Annotated in this window: 20 protein-coding genes and 1 riboswitch; of the genes, 11 read left to right on the top strand and 9 right to left on the bottom strand. The window is 46.3% G+C overall.

The window, feature by feature from the left end; translation table 11 throughout:
• Window positions 1-236: 236 nt before the first annotated feature.
• The 5 genes from DXA74_RS10140 to DXA74_RS10120 all read left to right on the top strand — a co-directional run bounded on the left by DXA74_RS10140 (window position 237) and on the right by DXA74_RS10120 (window position 4,106).
• Window positions 237-824 carry a sugar O-acetyltransferase gene (locus DXA74_RS10140; protein WP_118527235.1) on the top strand — a complete coding sequence of 196 codons (588 nt, stop codon included), beginning with the start codon at window positions 237-239 and terminating at the stop codon, window positions 822-824.
• A gap of 154 nt (window positions 825-978) precedes the next feature.
• Window positions 979-1,452, top strand: coding sequence for a DUF4112 domain-containing protein (locus tag DXA74_RS10135; protein WP_233550512.1), 474 nt, complete (start codon window positions 979-981; stop codon window positions 1,450-1,452).
• A gap of 137 nt (window positions 1,453-1,589) precedes the next feature.
• Window positions 1,590-2,147: a DUF4840 domain-containing protein gene (locus DXA74_RS10130; RefSeq protein WP_118527233.1), complete on the top strand. Its 558-nt coding sequence runs from the start codon at window positions 1,590-1,592 to the stop codon at window positions 2,145-2,147.
• Between the two features lie 107 nt (window positions 2,148-2,254).
• Window positions 2,255-2,827, top strand: a complete 573-nt coding sequence (locus DXA74_RS10125; RefSeq protein WP_118527231.1) for an RNA polymerase sigma factor — start codon at window positions 2,255-2,257, stop codon at window positions 2,825-2,827.
• Entirely contained in the window at window positions 2,820-4,106 is a 1,287-nt protein-coding gene (locus tag DXA74_RS10120; protein ID WP_158576055.1) for an outer membrane beta-barrel protein, read from the top strand. The genes DXA74_RS10125 and DXA74_RS10120 overlap by 8 nt, the downstream gene beginning before the upstream one ends.
• Window positions 4,107-4,125: 19 nt before the next feature.
• Here DXA74_RS10120 and DXA74_RS10115 read toward each other — a convergent pair whose 3' ends face one another.
• Window positions 4,126-4,656: a hypothetical protein gene (locus tag DXA74_RS10115; protein ID WP_118527227.1), complete on the bottom strand. Its 531-nt coding sequence runs from the start codon at window positions 4,654-4,656 to the stop codon at window positions 4,126-4,128.
• Between the two features lie 700 nt (window positions 4,657-5,356).
• Between DXA74_RS10115 and DXA74_RS10110 the strand changes: the two genes are divergently transcribed.
• Window positions 5,357-7,336 carry an OPT family oligopeptide transporter gene (locus tag DXA74_RS10110; RefSeq protein WP_118527225.1) on the top strand — a complete coding sequence of 660 codons (1,980 nt, stop codon included), beginning with the start codon at window positions 5,357-5,359 and terminating at the stop codon, window positions 7,334-7,336.
• 137 nt (window positions 7,337-7,473) lie between these two features.
• On the opposite strand, the gene DXA74_RS10105 is transcribed toward DXA74_RS10110, so the two are convergent.
• A complete protein-coding gene (locus DXA74_RS10105) occupies window positions 7,474-8,712 on the bottom strand; it encodes a transglutaminase domain-containing protein (protein WP_118527223.1) in 1,239 nt (412 codons plus the stop codon).
• Window positions 8,713-9,071: 359 nt separating this feature from the next.
• On the opposite strand from DXA74_RS10105, the gene DXA74_RS10095 reads away from it, so the two are divergent.
• From DXA74_RS10095 to DXA74_RS10075, 5 genes are all read left to right on the top strand, one after another.
• Window positions 9,072-9,608, top strand: coding sequence for a 30S ribosomal protein S16 (locus DXA74_RS10095; RefSeq protein WP_118527219.1), 537 nt, complete (start codon window positions 9,072-9,074; stop codon window positions 9,606-9,608).
• Between the two features lie 291 nt (window positions 9,609-9,899).
• Window positions 9,900-10,400: a DUF4251 domain-containing protein gene (locus DXA74_RS10090; protein ID WP_147401082.1), complete on the top strand. Its 501-nt coding sequence runs from the start codon at window positions 9,900-9,902 to the stop codon at window positions 10,398-10,400.
• A gap of 79 nt (window positions 10,401-10,479) precedes the next feature.
• Window positions 10,480-10,578, top strand: a riboswitch (TPP riboswitch).
• A gap of 132 nt (window positions 10,579-10,710) precedes the next feature.
• On the top strand, window positions 10,711-11,325 hold the full coding sequence (locus DXA74_RS10085; protein ID WP_118527215.1) for a thiamine phosphate synthase: 615 nt from the start codon (window positions 10,711-10,713) through the stop codon (window positions 11,323-11,325).
• A 56-nt stretch (window positions 11,326-11,381) separates the two neighbouring features.
• Window positions 11,382-13,118, top strand: coding sequence for a phosphomethylpyrimidine synthase ThiC (gene thiC, locus DXA74_RS10080; protein ID WP_118527213.1), 1,737 nt, complete (start codon window positions 11,382-11,384; stop codon window positions 13,116-13,118).
• 24 nt (window positions 13,119-13,142) lie between these two features.
• Entirely contained in the window at window positions 13,143-13,916 is a 774-nt protein-coding gene (locus DXA74_RS10075; RefSeq protein ID WP_118527211.1) for a sulfide-dependent adenosine diphosphate thiazole synthase, read from the top strand.
• Window positions 13,917-14,019: 103 nt separating this feature from the next.
• On the opposite strand, the gene DXA74_RS10070 is transcribed toward DXA74_RS10075, so the two are convergent.
• The 7 genes from DXA74_RS10070 to DXA74_RS10040 form a co-directional block, all read right to left on the bottom strand.
• On the bottom strand, window positions 14,020-15,537 hold the full coding sequence (locus DXA74_RS10070; protein ID WP_147401081.1) for a hypothetical protein: 1,518 nt from the start codon (window positions 15,535-15,537) through the stop codon (window positions 14,020-14,022).
• A gap of 11 nt (window positions 15,538-15,548) precedes the next feature.
• A complete protein-coding gene (locus DXA74_RS10065; RefSeq protein WP_118527207.1) occupies window positions 15,549-16,970 on the bottom strand; it encodes a hypothetical protein in 1,422 nt (473 codons plus the stop codon).
• On the bottom strand, window positions 16,967-17,437 hold the full coding sequence (locus tag DXA74_RS10060) for a T9SS type A sorting domain-containing protein (protein WP_147401080.1): 471 nt from the start codon (window positions 17,435-17,437) through the stop codon (window positions 16,967-16,969). The genes DXA74_RS10065 and DXA74_RS10060 overlap by 4 nt, the downstream gene beginning before the upstream one ends.
• Window positions 17,438-18,129: 692 nt before the next feature.
• Window positions 18,130-19,638 (bottom strand): hypothetical protein, encoded by a 1,509-nt coding sequence (locus DXA74_RS10055; protein WP_118527203.1) that lies wholly within the window; start codon window positions 19,636-19,638, stop codon window positions 18,130-18,132.
• A gap of 11 nt (window positions 19,639-19,649) precedes the next feature.
• Window positions 19,650-20,993, bottom strand: a complete 1,344-nt coding sequence (locus DXA74_RS10050) for a hypothetical protein (protein ID WP_147401079.1) — start codon at window positions 20,991-20,993, stop codon at window positions 19,650-19,652.
• A gap of 83 nt (window positions 20,994-21,076) precedes the next feature.
• Window positions 21,077-21,547, bottom strand: coding sequence for a T9SS type A sorting domain-containing protein (locus DXA74_RS10045; protein ID WP_147401078.1), 471 nt, complete (start codon window positions 21,545-21,547; stop codon window positions 21,077-21,079).
• Window positions 21,548-21,846: 299 nt separating this feature from the next.
• Entirely contained in the window at window positions 21,847-25,089 is a 3,243-nt protein-coding gene (locus DXA74_RS10040; protein ID WP_118527197.1) for a S41 family peptidase, read from the bottom strand.
• Window positions 25,090-25,206: the final 117 nt, after the last annotated feature.

Below are 25,206 nucleotides of genomic sequence, written 5' to 3'. Positions count from 1 at the left end.
GCAAGAAGGACGCTGAAGAGCTTAGTTGCGGATTTGAGGTTATAAACAAACACACAAAGATAGCACTTTGCTTCCACAACATCCTCCTTTTTCTGAACATTCTTTTTCTCTTTAAACCAAGTGGCACCATGCAAAGAACCATCCCTTGCAACATGTTAAAGCCTATAAAATAAAGGAACAATGTAAAAGTTTCCCTCTATCTTTGTGTCTGAAACCTCATAAAGAAAAGCACTTTTATGCGAACAGAAAAAGAAAAATGTCACTGTGGCGAATGGTATGATGCCAACAACGACGCCGAACTGATAGCTGAACGCCAACAATGCAAACAGCTCTGTTTTGAATATAACCGGCTGTCGCCGCTGCAAACCGAGGAGCGCGCCGACTTGCTGCGCCGCCTGTTGGGACGCACCGGCAAGCAGTTCATCATCGAGCAACCCTTTTATTGTGATTACGGGTATAACATAGAAATCGGAGAGAATTTCTTCATGAACTTTAACTGCGTGATACTTGACGGTGCCAAAATAACCTTTGGCGACAATGTGTTTGTGGCTCCCAACTGCGGTTTCTACACCGCCGGTCATCCGTTACAGGTGGAACCGCGCAACCAGGGACTGGAGTACGCCTACCCCATCCGTGTGGGCAACAATGTGTGGATCGGGGCACAGGTGTGCGTACTGCCCGGAGTCACCATCGGCGACAACTGTGTGATCGGTGCCGGAAGTGTGGTCAACAAAGATATTCCAGCCAATTCACTGGCGGTGGGAAATCCCTGCCGTGTAATCCGACAGTTAGATCCGAAAGAAATGAAGAATACCCGGTCATGATGATAAAGGCTGTCCATCAAACAACTGCCCCCTAATAAAATTATATTTAGCAATTCAACAGCAGTTATATAGGCAAAAGATCTTCTTTTTCAGAAAGAATCATCTGCCAACGTATTCAAGAGCACTTACTTATATTCAAAAGTTTACTTCTTTTATGAATACCTCTTACAAACAAAAACAGGATATACAGCAGTCGGCTTCTTTCCTCTTTATGAAAAAGCTGGCGCAATGGATGGACCGCTACTATCTGGACCCGCTCATCGGTCTGATTCCCGGCATCGGCGACGTAACGACAGCGCTGCTCTCACTGCCGCTCATTTATCTATGCATCGTTCAGATCCGTTCGTTGCCTCTTACCTTAGCCGTTATTTACAATATGCTGACCGATGTGGTGCTGGGCATGCTCCCCTTCGGGGTGGGTGCGGTGCTCGATTTCGTAAACCGCTCGTTCATACAAAACTGCCGGATGATTACCCGCTACGTGGAGAACGACCGGAAAACCGTTGCCGCCGTGCGCCGCAAGGCCGTATGGATGGCTCTGGCCATTGTAGTGCTCTGCGCGCTCATCTATCTGCTTGCTCTGTGGATTGGCCAACTGATGCAATGGTTTATAGGGCTCTTCCAATAAGTCAATATACTGGAAAAACCGGTAAAAAGCAAAAGAATGTTAAACCAAAGCCGTCTCAGGCAGTAAATCATCCTCTGCGCTGTTTATATAGGCGAGTACTCGAAGCAAATATGTATCAACCCATAAAACAGTAAACAATGAAAAAAGCATATAAATTTATCGCTCCGGCTCTGATTGGCATTCTTGGATTCAGCTCTTGCAGCAATGAAGAAAACGGTGGATTCCAGTTTCCCACCGCCGAATCCGTAATCGGCAACTATCAGGGCACTATCCAGACTCCGAGTACCGACTCCACACAGCTGAACGAAACGGCAGCTTCTGTAGGCCTGGACTCTATCTACATTGCCGACATGGCCGTAGACGATATTATCCGTATTCTGGCCGGCGACAGCATTACCGATTCCATCAGCTATCCGGAACAGGTGGCCTACACCATGAAATATGAAAGAGAAATCAACCTGACCTTCGACACCGTGTGGGTGGCTACCCAGCCCGACACACTCCGTTTCGACTACACCCGCGGCGATTCAACCTATCAGATCAAGGTGGTGTTCGACGAAGAGAAGACAGGAGCTTACAGTATATTCGACAGAGAACTAAAACTAAACCTACAAGCAAACAAACTGATCATTAATGAAGATACCGTTCAGACTTTCCATTCTATTCCCTATCAAATTCTACTCAATAAACAATAAGTCCTAAAGAAATAGAATAAAGTCATTATTATCTTCAGTCCGGTTGGAACCTTGCCCATGATTTCAGGTTCCAACCGTTTTTCCTAAAAAATACGGTACAGATTGGCATGAAAAGCAATAAAGAAACAAACCTGATCCGGGAACTGCAACAAAACAACCGGGACGCCCAGCGCAGGCTTTACCAGCAATACGCCGGAAAGCTGAACTCGGTGTGCATGCGGTATATCGGACATCAAGAAGACTGTAAGGATGTGTTGCAGGACATCTTTATCAGAATCTTCACTTCCATTGTTTCTTTTGAATATCGGGGAGAAGGATCGCTCGAAGCCTGGATCAACCGGATTGCCGTGCACGAATGCCTGTCTTTTCTGAAAAACAAAGGCAGACTGCAATCGTTCATACTGGTGCAGGAGGACCTGCAAAGGGAGTCGGAACAGATCGAAGAACCTTTTCCCGAACTGGAGAAGGTGCCCGCCCAGGTGTTGCAGGAGCTGATTTGCGAACTGCCGCCCGGCTACCGCACGGTGCTGAACCTTTATGTGTTCGAAGAAAAGAGCCACAAGGAAATTGCCCAAATGCTCGGCATCGCGGAAAAGACCTCTTCTTCACAACTTTACAAAGCCAAGGCACTGCTTGGCAAATGGATCAAACGATATAAAAAACAAAATGCTTATGGATGACAAATGGTCTGACCAGTTGCGCCAAAAACTGCAACATCACGAAGAAACGGTTCCCGATGACTTGTGGAACCGGATAGAATGCCGGCTGGAAGAAGTTTCCAAACAGCCCGCAGCCGAGAAGAAAACGAAGCACCGCCCGCTGTATGCTGCCCTGTGGAGCGGAGCGGCGGCAGCCTGTGCCCTGCTGGCGTTGTGGCTGGGAGGGGAATACGGACCGAAGGAGATACCGGCCGGTGCCCCGCACCTGACGGCCGAAATGCCAAAGACCATAGCCCGAAATGCCGACTCCAAGGCCGAAACACCGGAGCAGGAAACTGAAGCGCCGGAACAGGAGGCACCGATAGCGGCTGCACCGGACCGCATCCACCACGAACAGGGACTTCCGGAAACGGTTCCGGCAACGACCAAGGAGGAATTGCCGACGGCAGAAACAGCGGTAAAGGAAGAGGAACAACCGGCAACGGAAAGCCCGGCACAAGAGGAAGAGACAGCAACAGTACGCGAACTGGACCGCATACATTACCCAAAATCCGGCTCCAGCGGAAAGTCCGGCAGCATCCAGCCCGACCACCAACCTGCGCGCACGGCACAACGCTGGGCACTGGCTATGGCAGCAACGCAGGGTATCCCCCAGTCCCAACTGAACTATGGCGGACAGGGAGACATCAACAAGGGTAAGTTCCACACCGCTACCATCAACGGCAGTACCTGGGGCGAATCGCATCTGACAGACATTCTGCTCTACAACAAGAACGGTACTCCCGAGACCGACATCAACCATCATCAGCCTATCACGGGCGGGGTGAAATTCCAGTACCGTCTGAATGATGTCTGGAGTCTGGAGAGCGGACTCACCTATACCCTGCTGCGCTCGGAACTCCGTTCGGGCGGTAACAGCTATTTTTATAAGACAGACCAGCGACTGCACCTGCTGGGCATTCCCATAAAGGTGAACTACACTTTCTGGCAGAACAGACACTGGCAGACCTATGCGCAGGCCGGCATGCTGTTCGAAAAAGATATAGCAGGAAAAGAAACCACGGATTACTATAAGGAAAAACAAAAGGTAAGTTCCGACCGGAACGACATCCGGATACAGGGACTGCAATATACAGCTCTGTGCGGAGCGGGCATCCAGTTCAACTGCACCCGCCATCTGGGCATTTATGCCGAACCGGGACTGGCCTGGCACATTGTGCCCGACAAAAGTATACAAACCATCTATACAGACAAACCACTAAACTTTAACATAGAATTAGGAATGCGCCTCAGCTGGTAGGGGCGCATTCCTTTTTTCATTACTCCGAAACCGCTCTCCGGAAATTATTGGTAAAGATCAACCGGGTGCCTGTGCTGGCATCTGTCTGCACTTCCCGAATGGAAATTCTCTTATCCGTCCATTCCAGAATCTCATGGGTCACGGTGCTTGCTCCAAATCCGGGAGGAGCCTCCTGATTCATCGGAAAGAAGAAGGTGCATCCCTCATCGAGAATCAGATTCTTTCCTTCTATCCGATAAGATGATTCCTTTCTCCATCCGGATACGAAAGTATACAGAATACCGTCGTCTCCGAAACAAATCTTAACATCCTTCTCACCACCCATTTCGTCGCGGGTAATGAGCTTGCCCAGAGGATAATTCACCGGATGCTCCTCACCATCAATGATGTAGGGATTTCCCCCGTTGGCATTGTAGCCTTCACACATCAGACTCTCATACTCCCAAGTTACACTCGGCTGACCGGACTCCTTTTCAGTCTCCTCATCGCAGGCTGTCAGGAACAGCGGAAACAGCAAAAGGAAAATTCCAAATAAATTCTTCAGTTTCATGATTTCTGTCTTTTTAGAGGTTTTCATACTTATATCCACAAAAGTAATTAAAATGACAGAAAAAGCAGCCGCAGTATTTTACTTTTTTATCTGATAAATCTCCCTGCACAAAATCCGGGACAAGGCACAACGACAGCACAACAGCCCCAACACTTTCCTTTTGTCACTCTTTTTGCCGATTTGCTGACGCACACCGCATCCCAAAGCACAAATCGGGAAGAAAAGCTGCATAAATATGCAGAGCTGCACCGCATAAAACAGGTATATATACCGATTTTATGCAAAAAACAACCGATAACCCTGCGCCACGACCACAGGAAACCGCACGAAGAACCACAGTGGTTGCCGGAAAACACCGTGGTAAATTTCCCAAACGGTCAGGATGAGTGGAAAAAAGCATCCCGAAGAAAGAAAAAACGGCTCTAAAAAGCAGAAAAGAAACGGCTCTTACGGCTATTTCACACAAGGAGCAGACACGAATAAAAGCAGCTTACTCACAATAAGACAGCATCTTACAGCTCCCGAAGAGACCTGAGACTGCGATTTTTACACTCTCCCTTCCATGAATACGTAAAAACTGGAATCTCAGCCCGCCGAAATATCATTTTGTCAAAATGTAAGGCTACAGTTGTGCAAATCGTATAAAATTCTTAATTTTGCTCTTTCAGAAATTAATTACTAACAATAACTGTTTACCCTTATGGAAAATCAAGAAAAATTTACCGGTCTGCCCGAAAATGCCTTTCGGGAACTGAAACCGGGCGAGCAGTATGAACCGCTCATGTCGCCGCAGCGACAGTACAAGGAGGTGAATCTGTGGTCGGTGCTGTGGGGTGTGGTCATGGCCGTAATCTTCTCGGCAGCCACTGCCTATCTGGGCCTGAAAGTGGGTCAGGTGTTTGAAGCCGCCATCCCCATCACCATCATTGCCGTAGGTGTGGCCGGAGCCACCCGCCGCAAAGGTGCTCTGGGCGAGAATGTGATGATTCAGAGCATCGGTGCCTGTTCGGGCATGGTGGTGTCGGGAGCCATCTTCACACTGCCGGCGCTGTATATCCTGCAGGCCAAATACCCGGAAATGACGGTCAACTTCATGGAGGTGTTCATCGCCTCGCTGCTGGGCGGTGTACTGGGTATCCTGTTCCTGATTCCCTTCCGCAAATATTTCGTGAAGGACATGCACGGAAAATATCCGTTCCCCGAAGCCACCGCTTCCACTCAGGTGCTTATCTCGGGCGAAAAAGGCGGCGGACAGGCCAAGCATCTGGTCATTGCCGGACTGATTGGCGGACTGTATGACTTCGCCGTAGCCACCTTCGGTCTGTGGAACGAGAACTTCACCACCCGCTGTATGCAGTGGGGCACGGATCTGGCCGACAAAGCAAAGCTGGTATTCAAGATCAACACCGGTGCGGCCGTACTGGGTATGGGCTACATCGTGGGCTTCAAATATTCGCTCATCATCTGTCTGGGTTCCGTGGCCGTATGGTGGGTCATCATTCCGCTGATTGCTGCCATCTGGCCCGACCTGAATGTGAGCAGTGGCAGTGAAGTGATTGCCGCGGCGAGTGCTTCGCCCGAACAGATCTTTGCCTATGCCAAGAGCATCGGTATCGGCGGTATCGCCATGGCGGGCATCATCGGTATCATCAAGAGCTGGGGCATCATCAAGGGAGCCGTATCCCTGGCCGCCCAGGAAATGAAGGGAAAGAACGAAGGCAACAAGCAAGTGGAGCGCACCCAGCGCGACCTGTCCATGAAGATTGTGGCTATCGGCTCCGTGATCACGCTCATCGCCATCTTCCTGTTCTTCTATCTGGACATCATGCAGGGCAATCTGCTCTTTGCCATCGTGGGCATCCTGCTCGTGGCTGTCATCTCTTTCCTGTTCACCACCGTAGCGGCCAACGCCATTGCCATCGTGGGCAGCAACCCGGTTTCGGGCATGACGCTGATGACACTGATTCTGGCTTCCATCATCATGGTGGCCGTAGGCTTGAAAGGCACCGGCGGTATGGTGGCAGCGCTCATCATGGGTGGTGTGGTTTGTACGGCTCTGGCCAGTGCGGGTTCGTTTGTCACCGACCTGAAGATCGGTTACTGGCTGGGCAGCACACCGAAGAAACAGGAAACCTACAAGTTCCTCGGCACCCTGGTATCCGCCGCTACCGTAGCCGCTGTCATCATGATTCTGAACAAGACATACGGATTCACCAGCGGACAGCTGGCTGCCCCGCAAGCCAACGCCATGGCGGCTGTGATCGAACCGCTGATGAGCGGTGCCGGAGCGCCTTGGTTGCTCTATGGCATCGGTGCCGTAATCGCCATCGTGCTCACGCTGTGCAACGTATCGGCACTGGCATTCGCCTTGGGTATGTTCATCCCGCTGGAACTGAACTTGCCGTTGCTGGTGGGCGGTATCATCAACTGGTACGTAAACAGCCGCAGCAAGGACACAGCCCTGAATGAACTGCGCAACGAACGCGGCACCCTGATCGCTTCGGGATTCATTGCCGGCGGTGCGCTGATGGGTGTGGTGAGCGCAGCCATGAAATTCGGCGGCATCTCCTTCGAGTTTGGCGACTGGTGGGCCAATCCGTGGAGCGAAGTGCTGTCGCTCGTGGTTTATGTGGTGCTCATCTACTACATCATCAAGAGCTGTCTGATGGTGAAGAAATAAACATACACCCCTCCCCTTGCGGGAAATGACCATACAAAAAGCCCTTCCGGCGCGCTCCATCCCGAGTGAATGGAATTGCCGGAAGGGCTTTCTTATTTCAAAAGAACCTTTCCGCAAACGGAAAACTGTTCCCGGATTTAATCAACGGTAATAGTCGGAATACCGGTTTCGGTCTTCTCGCGGATCACTTCACAATCCTGAGGCACATTGTAGAAGGCACGTTTTCCAAGAACAACGTTTTCAGGAATATAAATCCGTTTCAGCCTTGGGCAGCTCTCAACAGCATAATCGGAAATAACCTCTACACCTTCGGGGAATACAATCTCTTCCACATAGTCATGTCCCGAAACGACTTCCTTGCCATAAACCTTATTAGGCTTAAGCACAATTCGTTTGAGCATATTAGGAATGAAATAAGGAGTGGTGGTGTCGCCTTCTCTCAGATAAATCACATCCTCATATTCCTCCAGATAGGGATTGGCCGGATCCACATGCACCTGCTCTACCGATTTGCCGTGCACTTTCAGACCAATCACTCCCTGATAGCCAATGGATGCAATGTTCTTTCCGATATACACTTCCTTAATCTCTTCCGGAAACGCAGACTCAGGATTGAAAGCCGTCAGTATAAAACCCTTGGCGCTGTAAGGAACTGTATACTTCGTGTCGCCGGACTTGATTTTTACCAGAGTCAATTCACCGCCACTATACTCCACGAGAGACTTGTCATCCTCAAAAACGGTCCACTCCAGGAAATACGGATTAAAGTCCTTGCAGGCATTCGCATCATCCGCATCGAGCATGAAATTGTTGGTCGGATCACTCAAATACCATTTTCCATCAAGACAAACATACAGCCACGCATGTCCCTGTCCCCAGGTAAATCCGTTGGCACTGACAGCTGGAATATTCTGGGAAAGAAGCATCACTTTGAGCAGATTGGCCTTACCCTGACAGATTCCTTTTCGGTTCTTGAATACGGGATAAGGATCGTTGTCCGACTCCGTATACTCAATGCTGTTAAACACCCAAGTCAAAAGACAGTCGTGAATGGCTTTCTGAGATGTCATTCCAGCCACAATCTTATCCACATAATCCTTGATTTCCTGATACTGCTCTGTGGTGATCTGCGTATCGTACAAAGAAAGCCCCTGCTCCGGATTGCCGGCTTTAAGAAGTTTCATGGCTTTTTCGTGATAGGTACCTTCAAGAGCCACTGCACCGTCCTCTACCGGAAAGAACTGACCGGCATCAGAATTTCCGCTTTCTACCTTTTCTGTAGGAGCAGACAGCTGCAAGTCATCCATCTCTGTGCTGCAAGAAACGAAAACGCCCGCACACAAAAGAGCACAAAAAATAGGTAATTTTCTCATCATAATAATTCAAAAGTTTAAAACAATATTGCCAAATATAATAAAAAACGAATTCCAAAATATAATATATAACTTTTTTTATCAAAACAAGTTTTAAACGAAACAAGAAATTAACATGGAAAGAGATCTTTTAGAGAATTCAGAAACAGTATGAGGCGGCCGGAAAGCCGTATCGCCAAATCCCATGCAGACAGGCGGAAAGGACGCAAAAAGGCTCTCACAAAGGAAAAATACCGTTAAAAAATCTACATTTAAAAAAAACAGGCTTCAAACCTTGGGCAAATCAAAGTTTTGTTATAACTTTGCGCCGCTATTACGAGTTAATGGCATATTTCAAACCTATAAACAATTAAAAATTATTTATGGCAACTAAAATCAGATTACAGCGTAGAGGACGTAAGAGCTATGCATTCTATAGCATCGTTATCGCTGACGTAAGAGCACCACGTGATGGTAAGTTTACAGAGAAAATTGGTACTTACAACCCGAATACCAATCCGGCCACTGTAGATTTGAAATTCGATCGCGCTCTTTATTGGGTAGAAGCTGGCGCACAGCCAACTGATACTGTTCGCAACATTCTTTCTAACGAAGGTGTGTACTTGATGAAACACCTGCGTGGTGGTGTAAAGAAGGGTGCTTTTGATGAGGCTACCGCTCAGGCTAAATTCGAGGCTTGGAAGAGCGACAAGCAGAAGGGTATCGAGGCTTTCGAAGCAAAGAAGGCTGCTGACGCTAAGGCTGCTGCTGCTGCTCGTCTGGACGCTGAGAAGAAAATTAATGAAGAGATCGCTAAGAAAGTAGCTGAAAAGAAAGCTGCTGCCGCTGCTGCTCAGGCTGAGACAGAGGCTGCTGCCGAGGCTACTGCAGAAGAAACTGAAACTCCTGCTGAAGCATAAACATTTTAATTTCTTTCGCTTCTTTCAAACAAACATTTTAGAAAGGTCTTACCCTCGGGTAAGGCCTTTCCCCTTTTTATCCCCTCACCCGTTTTCCGGTTTCCAGAGAAAACGGCCACCGAAAAACGGTAACCGCATTTTGCTGCGGTTGTTTCATTTTTGTAAGGAAACATGACCTGCGCTTAATATTCTTTATTTTTGGTTTATTCTTCCTATCAAAACGGTGGTTTTTATCTTTTTATCCGTATATTTACCGCAAAACAAACCAAAATCAAAGAAAAACAAACCACTATGAAACTGAAAAACCTTTGCATCCTGACCCTGCTCGGCGGATGCACACTGACCATAATTCCGGGATGCGCACGCAGCACAACAGGACAAAACATGACCGGAAACGGCGACACGGCGCAAATCGTCAAAAAGGCTTTGCAGGAAAAAGCCTTCAAGGTCCACGTCACACAGATGTATCCGCAAAACCGCCGCGCCCGTTCGCTCACCACTTATTACTCTCTGGAGTTGCGCAATGATTCCGTGTTCTCGGATCTGCCTTACTTTGGCGAAGCCTATACTCCCCAGATGCCCAACGACAAGGGGCTGGTGTTCGAAGGACCGGTCATGAATCTGAAAATCACTCCCGAACGGAAAGAGAAAACCGTGATTTCCTTCGACGCACGCAACAACGGAGATACTTATACCTATTATGTTACGTTGTGGAACAATGGATTGTCCGACATCAGAGTGCAGGCCATGCGCCGGCAGTCCATCTCCTATCACGGCGAATTGGAGGAGTAATCTCCTCCGCGGGTGAGAAACAAAGAAAAGAACAGATTTTCTTTGTTTCTCACTTTTTTTTCCTAACTTTGTGGCTGACGAAGAAACAAAGGGGTGCCCGTTTGCTTGGCGGGCTGAGATTATACCCTATGAACCTGAAGCGGATTATACCGACGTAGGAATTGTTTTTTGACAAACCAATCCTTTTCTTTATCGGCATGGTTTTTCGGGCTCCGGAGGTGCAGATTCATTCTGTCCGGACATCGGCATGGCGCGCTCCCCTTGACATGAATTCGTCGGTACGAATTGTATAACCCGTAAACATATAGTTATGCTGCAATTACAGTTTATCACGCATCATAATGAGCGTTTCTCTTATCTCGACTCGGCACGCATGGCGCTCGAGGGCGGATGCCGCTGGATTCAGCTGCGCATGAAGCAGGCCGGCGAAGAGGAATTCATCGAGACTGCCGAACAGGTACGCCGCTTGTGCGACCGCTATCAAGCCACGTTCATCATCGACGACCATGTGGAATGGGTGCACCGGGTAAAGGCCGACGGAGTGCATCTGGGCCTGAAGGATATGCCGGTGGACGAGGCACGCCGAATCCTCGGACCGGACGTGATTATCGGCGGCACGGCAAACACCATCGAGGATGTCGTGATGCATGCCCAGAGAGGTGCGAACTACATCGGCTGCGGACCGTTCCGCTTTACGACAACCAAAGAAAAGCTCTCGCCGATTCTCGGTCTTGAGGGATATCGGAACATCACGGCGGAAATGAAAAAGCGGGGCATCAGCCTGCCCATCGTAGCCATCGGCGGTATCACACGGGCAGACATTCCGGAAATCATGCAGACGGGAGTGACAGGCATCGCTCTGAGCGGTACCATCCTGAATGCGGAGGATCCGGTGGAAGAAACCCGACGCATCCTGCAACTGTAAACCGGCAGCGCTTCATTTCATCAAGAATCAATCAATTAACCGATTACCCAATAATTATGGAAGATAAAATCAGAATTTCCTACCCGAACTCAGAGAAAGTGTATCTCCAGGGAGTGCGCTTTCCAAACATTCGTGTGGGTATGAGAAAAGTGAACCTGACTCCTACCGTAACCATCAACGACAAGGGAGAACAGGAGTTTCACGAGAATGCCCCGGTGTTTGTATACGACACCAGTGGCCCGTACAGCGATCCGAACATCGAAATCGACCTGAAAAAAGGATTGCCGCGCATGCGCGAACAGTGGATTCTGGACCGTGGCGATGTGGAACAGCTCGAAGGCATGACTTCAGAATACGGACGGATGCGTCAGGCCGACAAGAGTCTGGACCATCTGCGCTTTGAACACATCACCCGTCCTTATCGTGCCAAGAAAGGCCACTGCCCCACTCAGATGTATTATGCCAAGCAGGGCATCATCACTCCGGAAATGGAATATGTAGCTATCCGCGAGAACATGAACTGCGCCGAGCTGGGCATCGACACACATATCACTCCGGAGTTTGTACGCGACGAGGTGGCTGCGGGACGCGCTGTCATCCCGGCCAACATCAATCACCCGGAAGCCGAACCGATGATCATCGGCCGCAACTTCCTGGTCAAGATCAATACGAACATCGGTAACTCGGCAACCACTTCGAGCATCGAGGAGGAAGTGGAGAAATGTGTGTGGAGTTGCAAATGGGGAGGTGATACACTGATGGACCTCTCTACCGGCGAGAACATTCACGAAACGCGCGAATGGATTGTGCGCAACTGTCCGGTTCCGGTAGGCACCGTGCCGATGTATCAGGCCATGGAGAAGGTAAAAGGAAAAGCCGAGGATCTGACTTGGGAGCTGTTCCGCGACACGCTGATCGAACAGTGCGAGCAGGGCGTGGATTACTTTACGATTCACTGCGGTATCCGCCTGAAGAACGTGCACTATGCCAACGAGCGCCTGTGTGGCATGGTGAGCCGCGGCGGCAGTATCATCTCCCAGTGGTGCAGCTATCATCAGAAGGAAAGCTTCCTGTATGAGCATTTCGACGACATCTGCGACATCCTGGCTCAGTACGACGTAGCGGTATCTTTGGGCGACGGACTAAGACCGGGTGCCATCTTCGATGCCAACGACCGGGCTCAGTTTGCCGAACTCGACACGATGGGCGAACTGGTAGAGCGCGCGTGGGCCAAGAACGTACAGGCCTTTATCGAGGGACCGGGACATGTGCCGATGCACAAGATCCGCGAAAACATGGACCGTCAGATCGAAAAATGCCACGAGGCTCCGTTCTATACACTCGGTCCGCTGGTAACCGACATCGCACCGGGTTACGACCACATCACCAGCGCCATCGGAGCGGCACAGATCGGTTGGTACGGCACCGCCATGTTGTGTTATGTGACTCCAAAGGAACATCTGGCTCTGCCGAACAAGGAAGACGTGCGCAACGGCGTGGTCACTTACAAGATTGCCGCCCATGCCGCCGACATCGCCAAAGGACATCCGGGTGCCACCGTACGGGACAACGCCTTGAGCAAGGCCCGCTACGAGTTCCGCTGGAAAGACCAGTTCAATCTGGCTCTCGACCCGGACCGCGCCATGGAATACTACAAGAGCGGAAATCACTTCAACGGCAAATACTGCACCATGTGCGGACCGAACTTCTGTGCCATGCGCATCAGCCAGCGCATGAAAAACTGCGAATTTGACGCCGAAGCACAGGCAAACATTCAGAACGACGAACAATAATAACCAACTAAAAATAAAAGCAAAATGATCGAAACGAAAGTATCACAGGGCATTATCAGCACCTACTTTGAGAAAATGCAGAAGAATCTGAATCTGGACGTAGCCATCGTGGGTGGCGGCCCTTCAGGCATCGTAGCCGCTTACTACTTGGCCAAGGCCGGTTTGAAGGTGGCTCAGTTTGACCGCAAGCTGTCTCCGGGTGGAGGTATGTGGGGCGGTGCCATGATGTTCAACCAGATTGTGGTGCAGGAAGAAGCCATGGATATCGTGCGCGACTTTGACATCAACTACGCTCCGTTTGAGGACGGTCTGTATGTGATGGACTCTGTTGAGAGTACTGCCGCCCTGCTCTACAAGGCCGTACACGCTGGAGCCACCATCTTCAACTGCTACTCGGTAGAAGATGTCATCTTCAAGAATGATGTGGTGAGCGGTGTGGTTGTAAACTGGACTCCGGTTTTGCGCGAAGGTCTGCACGTTGACCCGCTGAACATTCTGGCAAAATGCGTAATCGACGGTACCGGACACGACAGCGAAATGTGCTGCACCGTGGCCCGCAAGAACGGCATCAAGCTGAACACCGAAACCGGTGGTGTAATCGGTGAGCGCTCACTGGACGTTGTTGCCGGTGAGGACGAAGTGGTGAAGGGCACCAAAGAAATCTACCCGGGACTGTATGTCTGCGGTATGGCAGCCTCAGCCGTTTCCGGGACTCCACGTATGGGACCAATCTTCGGCGGTATGCTGATGAGCGGTAAGAAGGTGGCCGAAATGATTATCGAAAAGCTGAAGAAATAAATCACCGATAAGCAAACAAAAGCCTCATGAGAACATAAAACTATGCTCATGAGGCTTTTATCATATTCTGACCTATATTCTTTCAGCTTAAATCAAGAAGGAATCACCAAATGTCCTCCGCTTTTTCAGGATTCTGAAATACTGTTGCAGGAACCAGCTCCAGATAATCCAGGAAAAGCTGACCATTGGAAGTTCCAACAGACTTTATTCTGAAATAATACTTTTTATCAGCTTTCATATCAAAACTGCCCACAATGCGACGACCTAATGGAGAGTAATCTCTAATATTGGACGTAAAAGCACTTTTAAAAACATTAGGTACTCTCATGTGTCCTCCTTGTGATAAAATAAGATCCAAATCCACAAAAGAAGAATCATTCCGTCCATACGCCTCATATCCTTCATTATAAGAAGTACGCTCATCGATAGGCAAACCAACAGGCTGCATGATATCCTCATCCCCCCAATAATACTGAACGATTGAACGAGACGGATTTCCAGAAAGTCCTAACCGCAATTGATAAATACCATCAAGGCTAACTGGAGGTAGTTCTATCAAAATATCCAAAGCACCATTCGTTGAAACCAACAGTAACTCATCTCCCTGATAATCAGACCAACCACTGTTATATCCCGGCAAATAATACAAATCACCCGCAAAAACCTTTATCTTGTCTTGATAATTAGGTTCTAAATAAAAGGCTCGAGCAGGAGATGTACTCAAAAGTCGACGATAGCCAAGATTCATCAATTCCGGAGAGATAGAAGCAATATCAACTCGTACTCTCTCTTGAGCAAAACCCTTATAAACCGTTTGATCATCATACAAAAGCAGATCATCCAAAAGATATACATTACCATTTGACGCTGCATACATGCGTTCCTGAGACAGGGATAATCCTTCCGAAATCACCTCTTTTTCCTGATATTCCTGTTGATCAAAAGACACAAAACGATTTATACGTACGCCCTCAGACTCCTTGCTTTCATAAATCTTAAGCAATCGTTGAGGAGTACCCATTGTTGCATAATAATCATATACTGGAACAGTAGGTTTGGCAATTCCTGTTTTAATGTAATCTTGTAAATCAAAATTCAACTCATTATAGTGATATACCAGCTGGTTTGGACCTAACTTTTGTGGCAACAAATGATAAGAAACAAATCTATTGGCGACATGATTCTCATTAGTGTATTGATCATCATACAACAAATTAGAATATGTCATATTATCAGCTAAATGGTCTTGTAAATAGGCCGTCAGCGTTGCAGCATCTGAGATTCCCAAAGAAGAAAATACAGGATCACTCTCCGCAAATACAGTAAAAGCAAACGGTCTTTCCTGTGGAATAAAACTCAGTTCACTGCTCCCTAAAGGAGAGGTTGAGGGTGGTGTCTGAATTGGTTTATAATGTTCGTCTTTACTTTGCATCAAAGCTTTGTCCCAACCTGTTTCTTGCAGTAATTTCGTAAAAACTGTCAGTTCTGATTTTTGTTCCATCAACTCAGGCAATAACAGGTCTTTTCCCTGAGGAAATTTATTTTCTTCCTGTCCCTGACAAGGGAATCCTATGATTAGGAACAGAAACAGGCATCCTATTTTTATATTTAAATTCTTCATAACTATCATCTTTAATATTCGTTTGCAATTGCTTCATTAATTTGCATCACAACTCCTGTCCCCATATCCAAAGTTATGAACGGATTTCTAAAATAACTTGTATTCTTCTTCCACGGTTCGCGCACACAACGGATAGAATTAGGTACAGATTTCGCATTAGAAACAGCAAAACCATCAGAGGAAGCATCTCGTGTAATGGAAACTTGCTGGGCAACTCCTGTTGACAGTATATTGCAGGACATAACTCTCATCGTATTTCCTTTAGGAATATCTACCAATACATTTCCAAAACATATATGCCTTTTAACAAAAGCAAGAGTCTTAGAAATCTTCTCACGCAACAACGCATCTGCATTTTCATTTCCTTGGAGAGAATTTTTGTACTCTTTAATCATATCCCAAGTAAAAACCTCCTTATTATTAATAGCGGTCTCTATAGCCTCATCCGTAGGAGCAAATATCGTGTAACTGACACAGGAACTTGTCCAGCAGAACTTATTCCATTGCTCCATATCTTTAAAGAAAGTAACATCGGCAACATGTGCTGCATCCATGTAACCACAGTCTAATAAGAACTGGGTTGGTACTTCCATCAATTTTAAAAACTCAGGAGCGATTTCTTTTAGGGCATCATAAGTCGTCAAACAAGTTTCACAGACAAAGGCATCGGTAACCTTGCATACTTTACCGTCTGATCCTTCAAATTGCTGAATTACATTAATCTTGGGGAGATTCGCCCAACCATTCTGTAAAGCCCACTTCCGATAAGTCCCTTCATAAATGTCATTTTCCATATTGACAAAAGAACCAGCCACTGTATAAGCCGGACTATCCGAACCGACAAGGAACTGATTGACAATCAATCTTTGCAAAATTCCAGCAATCTCTGTTTGACTAGGTCTGGAACCAATCATTTCTCGTCCTTTTTCTCCTGTTCTCGGATCAAACACGTATCTTTTCATCTGCAATGGAAAATTACTATTCTTATCCAAGGATACAGAAAGTAAATCATATGATGCTAACGTCAAAGGCAAACGAGCTGTAGGAATATTCAAAAATGCATCATCATTTGGAATAAGCACCAGCTTTACATTTGGGCTATTAAGATATCTCCAAAAAAACTCAGAAGGCAAACCAGGGATATCATCAAACAAAATAGTTTTCATGATTTCACAATTCTCCAGAGCCATGATCTGATTTGCCAGACTAATTGCAGTATCATTGAAATGAATCTGCTTTAAATCAGCCATAGGAATCCGAATCTCCCCCTGAGACCGAGTGTGAACCACCTGTGTGCATCCATCATCCTCAAAAGTAATCCGATATGCATCCGATAAATTATACTCTTTCGTTTGTGTCTGCACCTGAATCGGAGTTTGGCTCCATACATTTAGAGCAAACGCCATTGATATGAAAAGTAAAATATATTTCATCGTTTCAAGATTTTAATGGTTTGACTATTTACTTTAATTAAAAGCATACCCTTAGGAAGGCTAGCCAGAGACAATATACAAGAACCTTCGTGTACACGTACTGAACTTAAAAGGACACCAGAAAGATCGTAAACTTTCACAAAGGGGCAGTCTGTAATACCGCTTATGGTCAGCATATCACCATCCAAGCGATAACTTAAAACAGCCTCAGAAAGATTCTGGATTCCAGTCACAGAAGAATCAAAGGTCAATGTGGAAACATCCTCCAAAAGGAACAGAACATCATATTCTGGGTTCACTGGAGCATGTACCTTTAACAATGATTTTTGCAATTCAATTTCGGAAGATGAGTTCATAATAAATTGACGAACCGTACCATCTCGCATCTTCAAATTTGCTGTAAGATCATCAGCATGGATGCTTGCACTAGCAAGCAAAACCATTATACAAAATATTATATTTCTCATTGTGGTTAAAAATTAAGACAATTATTCAAATGCAAACCTAAAAAAAATAAAAACGAAAACAAAAAACAAGTGTAGAAAATCAGGAGACATACAAGATTTTGCATGTAGAAGAATGTATCATAAATAAAAATAAACAGAAAACTATGAGTTTACTAAAAACAAAATCTATAAGAAACAAATTATATTTCGTATTCGACGGATAATCAAAAGAAAAATCTACTATCAGGTCTTAAAACAGTTAATATAACTTTTAAAACAACATTAAATAAATTCAAACAATTTCTCTCCCAGTATATGTAATTATGACACTCATAGTCAAACATGCAAAATAGCGCTTCAAAATTATCATACTTAAAATAAGAAACATTCTAGCACATAGGAAAAACATATACAAATACAGCAAAAATAAAGCATGAATTTAACATGTTCTTTTGATCACAGGAATATTAAAAAAACAAATCAATATTTCATTGAATAACCATCTCGCTCATTATATGCTTCATCATTACCGCAACCTCAAAAACTTTATAAGATCTTTAAATGGAATTTTTAATAGAACTTGTGCAACAAAGGCCACACCCGATTAAAAGAAATCATTGTATGGCCTTTGTTGATGCAGAATCATCGCCAGATGTATTTATTTAGAACTTCAGAATCCATACATCTAGGCTATTAAGAATCTTATTGCAGAATTACCAAATATCTTCAGAAACCTCTGGATTATCATATACCGTAGAAGGAACCAATTCCAGATAATCCAATAAGACCTCACTATTCATACCAGAAGATGTCTTTATTCGAAGATAATATGTCTCACCAACTCGCATATCAAATACTCCAATAATACGCCGGATAGAAGTTTTTGAATCACGCAGAGATTCCCCTCCCCCCATAAAATTCTGGATTCCATTAGGAGCCTTCATAAGATTTGCCTGATAAAGAATCAAATCAGAGTCAACAAAAGAATCACTCCAACCAAAGGGAATATAACCCGTATTAAAATCCACCCGTTCATCAATAGGGATACCTATAGCCGCGATATTATCCTCTGTACCAAAATAATACTGCACAATACCACGTAAAGGGTTACTAAAAAATCCCATACGAACCTGATACATGCCATCGGCAGAAACTGGTGGAAGTTTTATTAGTACATCGCTTCCATCTTTCTGGGCATGAAGACTCAACTCATCTCCTTGATAATCACTCCAACCACCTCTAAATCCTGGATTATAAAACAGTTTTCCGGATAGTACTTTAATATTATCCATATAGTCCACTGGCAAATAAAGAGTCCGGAATGAATTATTCATCAGACGACGATAGCCCAGATTCATCAATTCGGGAGTCAATGCAGTAAAATCAAAACGCAGTCTTTCTTTTGCAAGTCCATTCAATGCAAAATCATCATCATAAACCAACATTTTATTCAGGAAATAAATGTTTCCGTTTGATGCCTTTTGCATATGCTCTCCTGAAACAAGAATGCCCTCAATCTTTACTTCTTGCTCCATAAAGGTTTGTGGGTTATGTTCTACAATACGGTTCAAGCGAACACCGCCAGAAGAAGTACTTTCATAAAGCTTCAGCAAACGACGATCTTCTCCCATCGTAGTATAATATTCATATACGGGAATTGTAGGATGAGCTATACCCGTTTCCAGAAAGGCGTCAAGATCAAAATCATACTCATTATAATGAATCACCAATTGCTCCGGTCTTAAAATCTGCGGCAAAAGATGATAAGCAACAAAACGGTTTACTACATGACGCGCATCCGTGTACTGATCATTATACAGCATACCTTCAAAAACAGAATTATCTGCATAATGCTCCTGCAAATAAGCCGTCAACGTAGCAGCATCCTTAATACCTCTTGAAGCAAAAACACTATCATGTTCTGCAAAAACAGTAAAGGCATAAGGACGGGACTCTGGAGTTACACTGGGACCCATTGTAGGATTCTGAGGTGGATTATATTCCATAACAAAATCTTCATCCTCTGCTGCCATTAAAACCTGATCCCATTGTGTTTCCTTCAACAGTTTTGTAAAGACCTTAAAATCGGCCTGCTGTTCCAGAGCTGCGGGTAATAAAAGTGCATCATCTTTAGATACATCACTAGTTTCCTGTGCCATTAATGAAAAGCCACAAGCCAGGCAAACTAGGGTAAGTCCCATTTTTTTATAGATGTTATTCATAATCGTCTTATTTATTCGTTTGTTATTGCTTTGTCTATCTGCATAACCACTCCAGATTGCATCTGGTCTGAAAAGAAAAGCTGATAATTAGATTCTCCGACCTCTTTTACATATCGAATTGAACTCGGGATGGTCTTTGCAGTAGATACCGAAAAGACATTTCCTTTATCTCTCCGAACAGAAACTGTCTGAGAAGTATGATTACCAGTCAACAGACAAGTTGTGATTTTGGATTCTGTATTTTCTGGAATATCTGTCATTACATTTCCAAACAAGATGTGCTGATTGATAAAGAAAAACAGTTCCGTAACCTTTTCGAGCACTTCATACTTACCCTTTATCTCCCAATCGGCAGAATCTATCAGATTATCCGCCATCGCCCTGATCTCATCCCAGGAAAGCAAGATACCACTACGGAAAGCTGCCTCCAAAGCCTCATCCGTAGGAGCAAATATGGTATAGTTTACAGCCGTAGAATTCCAACGGAACTTCTTCTTTCCGGAACTCAAAGTCTCGAAAAAAGAAAAATACGGTGTTCTCTCCCAATATTCATAATCAGGATCAAAAAATCCTAATTGATCCATCAAATCCAAAGGAATATCCTCCAGCAACTGCAAAAACTTTGGAGAAAGTTCCTGTAATGCCTCATGCGTGCTGCACAACGTTTCACTCAACACAGCATCTGTAATGATACATTTTCTATTGTCGGAACCATTCAAGACTTGCACCGCATTGACATTAGTCTGATATTTATTTCCTTTTCTTGTAGCTTCCAATTCATAGGTTCCCTTGTAACCTTCTTCCGATTCTTCAATCATTGAACCAGTCACGGTTTTCAGTTCCTTTCTATTTCCGAAAGCAAACTGATTCATAACCAAACGTTTTAAAAAGGCTCCCAACTCTGCAGAGGAAGGGGTTATTCCTAAAAATCCACCGACCTCACCCGTTTCTGGATCATATCTTTTCAGTTGAGCACGAAAAGGAAAAGAAGCAGCCTTATCCAAAGTTACGGACAAAACGCAAGGCAGGTTCGGAGTCTTTGGATTCACGACTGGAATAGCCTCAAAGGCTTTGTCTGTAGGAATGAAAACACGTGTAATATTAGAAGCATTAAGATAGGGAGCAAACATGTATGGAGCCAGGACAGAGTTTTCCTCAAACAAAATGGTTTTCATGATCTCGCATCCCTCCAGATTCTTAATCTGATCTGTCAGAGTGACCAAGGTGTCATTAAAATAAATTTGTTTCAAATCGGCCAAAGGTACACGAATTTCTCCCTGACTTTTTGTCTTGATAACTTGAGTCTGTCCTCCGTTCTCAAATGTAATGCTATAAGCATCCGACAAATCATACATTTTGGTCTTGGTCTGTACCTGAATCGGTGTCTGAGCCCACGCGCCGATGCTGGACGCCATCAATATAATCGGTAAAATCTTTTTCATCTCTTCAGAATTTTAATGGTTTGATTATTTACTTTTACTAATAACAATCCTTGAGAGAAATCCATCAACGATATGCTACATGAGGAACCCCGAACAGCAACATCCTTTAGAAGTACACCGGAAGCATCATATACCTGAACAGGCGCATTCCCCGTTACTCCACTGATATACAAGATTCCATTGTCCATACGATAACAAAGAGTCTCTGAAGAAACATTCTTGATATCCGTAGACGGCTGGCTAAAAGACAGGGAAGCAACATCATCTATCAAGAAAATAAACTCTGTTTTTTGTAACCAATGATTATATACCTTCAATAGATTCTTCTGCAACTTTACCTCGGAAGAAGCCTCCAGCTGCATTTGCAAAGACGATCCGTCGCGCATTTTCAGAAATGCAGTAAGATCATCTGCGTAGATATTTGGAAAGACCAAACATGCTACAATACTCAATAATATTTTTTTCATGTCTATAGATTTAAATAAAGAACAATTACAAATATATGTTTTAATCCAAGAGGAATAAATTAATTTTGTAGACTTTTTTACACAGTATTTAAAATACGAAGACCACAAAAATGTAAAAAAAGACACAAGGCATCATGGAATATATAAAAAAAGAGTTATCCCTCTTTTCTTACGAAAGAAAGGCATAACTCTTTTATCTCAAAACATGTATTTTGTATTTTCCGAAGAAGTCCTTATCAGAACCTTCCCCGTTTTGAAGTTCACCAATAATCAGAATGCATCATGCTTCGCGATTCGGATTACTTGTTCTGCTTGATTTCCTTCAGCATTTCCTGAACGGCGGCTTCCAGCTGAGCATCCTTGCCGGCAAGCACATCTTCAGGTTTGTTATACACCTCGATGTCGGGATCAAGCTGCTGGTTCTCCAGAACACCGCCACGCATATCCACGGCAGTAACCTGAGGAATACCGAACACCAGTCCGCCGTCGAGATACTCCCACCATACGGCTGTCATGGTTCCGGGCACCGGAGCACCAACCAGTTTACCGATACCCTGCTCCTTATAATACCAAGGAGTTCCGTGAGCATTGGAATAGTTGTCCTCACAAACGAGCATGCACGAAGGCTTGAACCAACGGTCGAACGGGTCGTTACCGATGAACTGACCGCGCGGTTTGTACTGCAGCGTGCGCTTACCACTCAGCAGGATACAGATATCGTCGTGCAGCCAGCCACCTCCGTTATGACGGGTGTCTACCACCACGGCATCCTTGTTACGGTTCTCGTCGCTCATCAACTCCTTATAAAGTTTCTGGAAACAAGCTGCGTTCATCTCCTTGATGTGCACGTAAGCCACACGGTTGTCGGACAACTGCGCTACCATGCGCTGATTGCGTTTTACCCAGCGGTCATACAGCAAATCGCTTTCACGACCGGAAGAGATCGGCTTCACTGTCACATGGAATTCTTTACCGCCGTCTTTTACCGTGAGGCGTGTGTAACGGCCCACCTTGCCTTCGAGCAACGGATAATAATCCATTCCAGCCTTGATTTTCACTCCGTCAATAGCCAGAATCACGGCACCGGCCTTGATCGGATGAGCAGCCAGTTCAACCGGACTGCCCTCGAGCACTTCCTTCACCTTCAGTCCGTCGCCCTGATAAGTCTCATCATAGAACACACCCAATGAGGCTGTAGGCAACGCGCCGCCGTAACCACCGAAACGGCATCCTGTGTGCGACACGTTCAGTTCGCCCAACATCTCGCTCGCCATTTCGGCAAAGTCATAGTTGTTGTTGATGTAAGGCAGATACTTGGAATACGTCTTATAGATGGCATCCCAGTCAGCACCGTTCATGTTCGGATCGTAGAGTTTGTCTTTGGTCTGTTTCCAGATGTGCTCAAACTGGTAAGCACGCTCCTCGTCCGGACGCGAAGTATAGAAAGCCTCAAACGGCACATTACTGATGCGTCCGTTTTCGATATCCAGTTTCTTGATCATGCCTCCGCTGGCCATATAGGCATTTTTCACTTCCGGATCGGCATCCAGATTGGCCCAATCCATGCCGCGCATTTTCAATTCATTGCGATACTCCTTGATGTGCTGCACCCAAAGTCCGGCACCGCCCTCGTATGGAGCCACATAATACAGTTTGCTTCCGTCCTTGCTCAGCACGGCATCGCCCAGATTGGTAGAATAAGGAGTGAGGCGCAGCGTGCGTTCCTCCAGATGTTCCAGGTCGAAGACCAGATCCTTGTTCTTCTCCTTTTCCTTGTTGGCCTCGTATTTCTTGCGCTCCTTGTCGGACATTTCCTTGACCTTCTTCTCCTCGGCCTCTTTCTCTTCCTTCTCACGCTCGGCCAGAAGTGCCAGTTCCTCCTTGTTCATCATAAAGCGGTCGTAAGCATCCGCATCGAAGAACATAATGTATTCGTCACGCTGTGAGCCCCAGGAACCGTGGCTGCGATAACCCGAACGGTCGCTCTGGAAAATCATGGCCTTACCGTCGAGCACCCACTTCGGACTACCCTCGCTGTAACCGCTGTTTGTCAGATTGTGGATCACCCCGCTACCGTCGGCTCTGACAAGCGCGATGTCCTTATTGTTCCAGCCACCCACACCGATATACTCCGTGAGCAGCCATTTGCCGTCCGGGCTCCAGGTAAAGTCCTGATCACCGTCGGTATAAGAATACTGATATTTGCCGTCCATCACCGTGCGCACCTTGCGCGACTTCACATCGAGCACACAGATTTCGGTGCGGTTCTTCAGGAAAGCCACCTCGCCTCCCTTCGGATTATACACCGGCTGGAAGGCTGTGTATTTGCCGTCAGTAAGTTGTTCTTCCTTGATCTCGGTGGCATAAGTAAAGTTCTTCTCATCCTTCTTGACCAGACTGGCCTGGAACACCTGCCACAGACCGTTGCGCTCGGAAGCGTACACCAACGAACGACCGTCGGGCGCGAAGTCCACGGTGCGTTCCTTCTGTGGCGTATCGGTAATCTGCTTGGTAGTCTTATAGTCAATTGAAGTGACATACACATCGCCACTCATCACAAAAGCGATCTCATTGCCTTTTGGCGATACGGAAATCTCACTGGCTCCGGATGAACGCAACTGGCGGATCACATCGCGCTGCATGTCGTCGCGCGTGATGCGCACCGTCACCTTCTTCGGTTCTCCGCCCGGCTGCAAGGTGTAGATTTCGCCATCGTAACTATAGCACAACAAATCGTTGTCCGAAGCCGACAGGAAACGCACCGGACAGTCCTTATAGTGTGTGAGCTGCACCGGATTGTCCTGCACGGAAAGACCTTTCTTGAAAATGTTGAAAGAGCCGCCCTCCTCGCTCAGATAATAGAACTGGCTGCCGTCGGCCGCCCAGAGCGGATTCCGGTTCTCGCCCTTGAAGCTGGTAAGCTGGCGATAGTTCTTTCCGTCATAGAGCCACACGTCGCTGGCGATGCTCGAAGTCTGGTGCTTGCGCCAATAGTCCTCATAGCCCTTGACATCCTCAAAAAGCACACCCTGACGGCCTACGTTGGGATTACGCATGGTCCATTCGGAGTAAAGCTGCGGACGGCCGCCCTGCACACTTACCTTATAGATATGTGTGTAGATACCGCTCGGATATTGCGTATTGTCTACCGAAGGCATGCCCCAGGCCGAGAAGAGCACCTGCTCATTATCCAGAAAAGCCACCGGGATTTCATTTCCCGAATTTGTGGTGATGCGCTTCGGCGCTCCCCCTTCGAGCGAAGACACATACACATCCATACTACCCTCGCGCGCACTGGCAAAAGCAATGTGCTTGCTGTCGGGGCTCCACACCGGAGCGTAATCATAAGCCGTATTGGCTGTGAGCTGGCGTGCTTCACCGCCCGCAGCCGGCACCGTGTAGATGTCTCCGCAATAAGTAAAGGCAATCTGCTTTCCATCCGGTGAAATGGAACACCAGCGAAGCCATCCGGGCTGCTCGCCGGCAGCCCACAAGTTGGTCTGGCAGGCCAGGGCCAAACCGAACAACATCTTCTTATTCATAAAGCAAAATGATGAGTTAAACCATAATTAATAAAGGACAAAGTTAACCATTATTATCCTAAGAACGCCACCGCATTGAAAAATAAAACGAAAAATAATTGAAACACTATGCGGGCT

It is taken from the genome of Bacteroides sp. OF04-15BH, from assembly GCF_003477995.1.
In the GTDB taxonomy this organism is placed as follows: Bacteria; Bacteroidota; Bacteroidia; order Bacteroidales; family Bacteroidaceae; genus Paraprevotella.
Note: the sequence above shows the minus strand (reverse complement) of the source record. Positions and strands in the feature narration are given on the sequence as shown.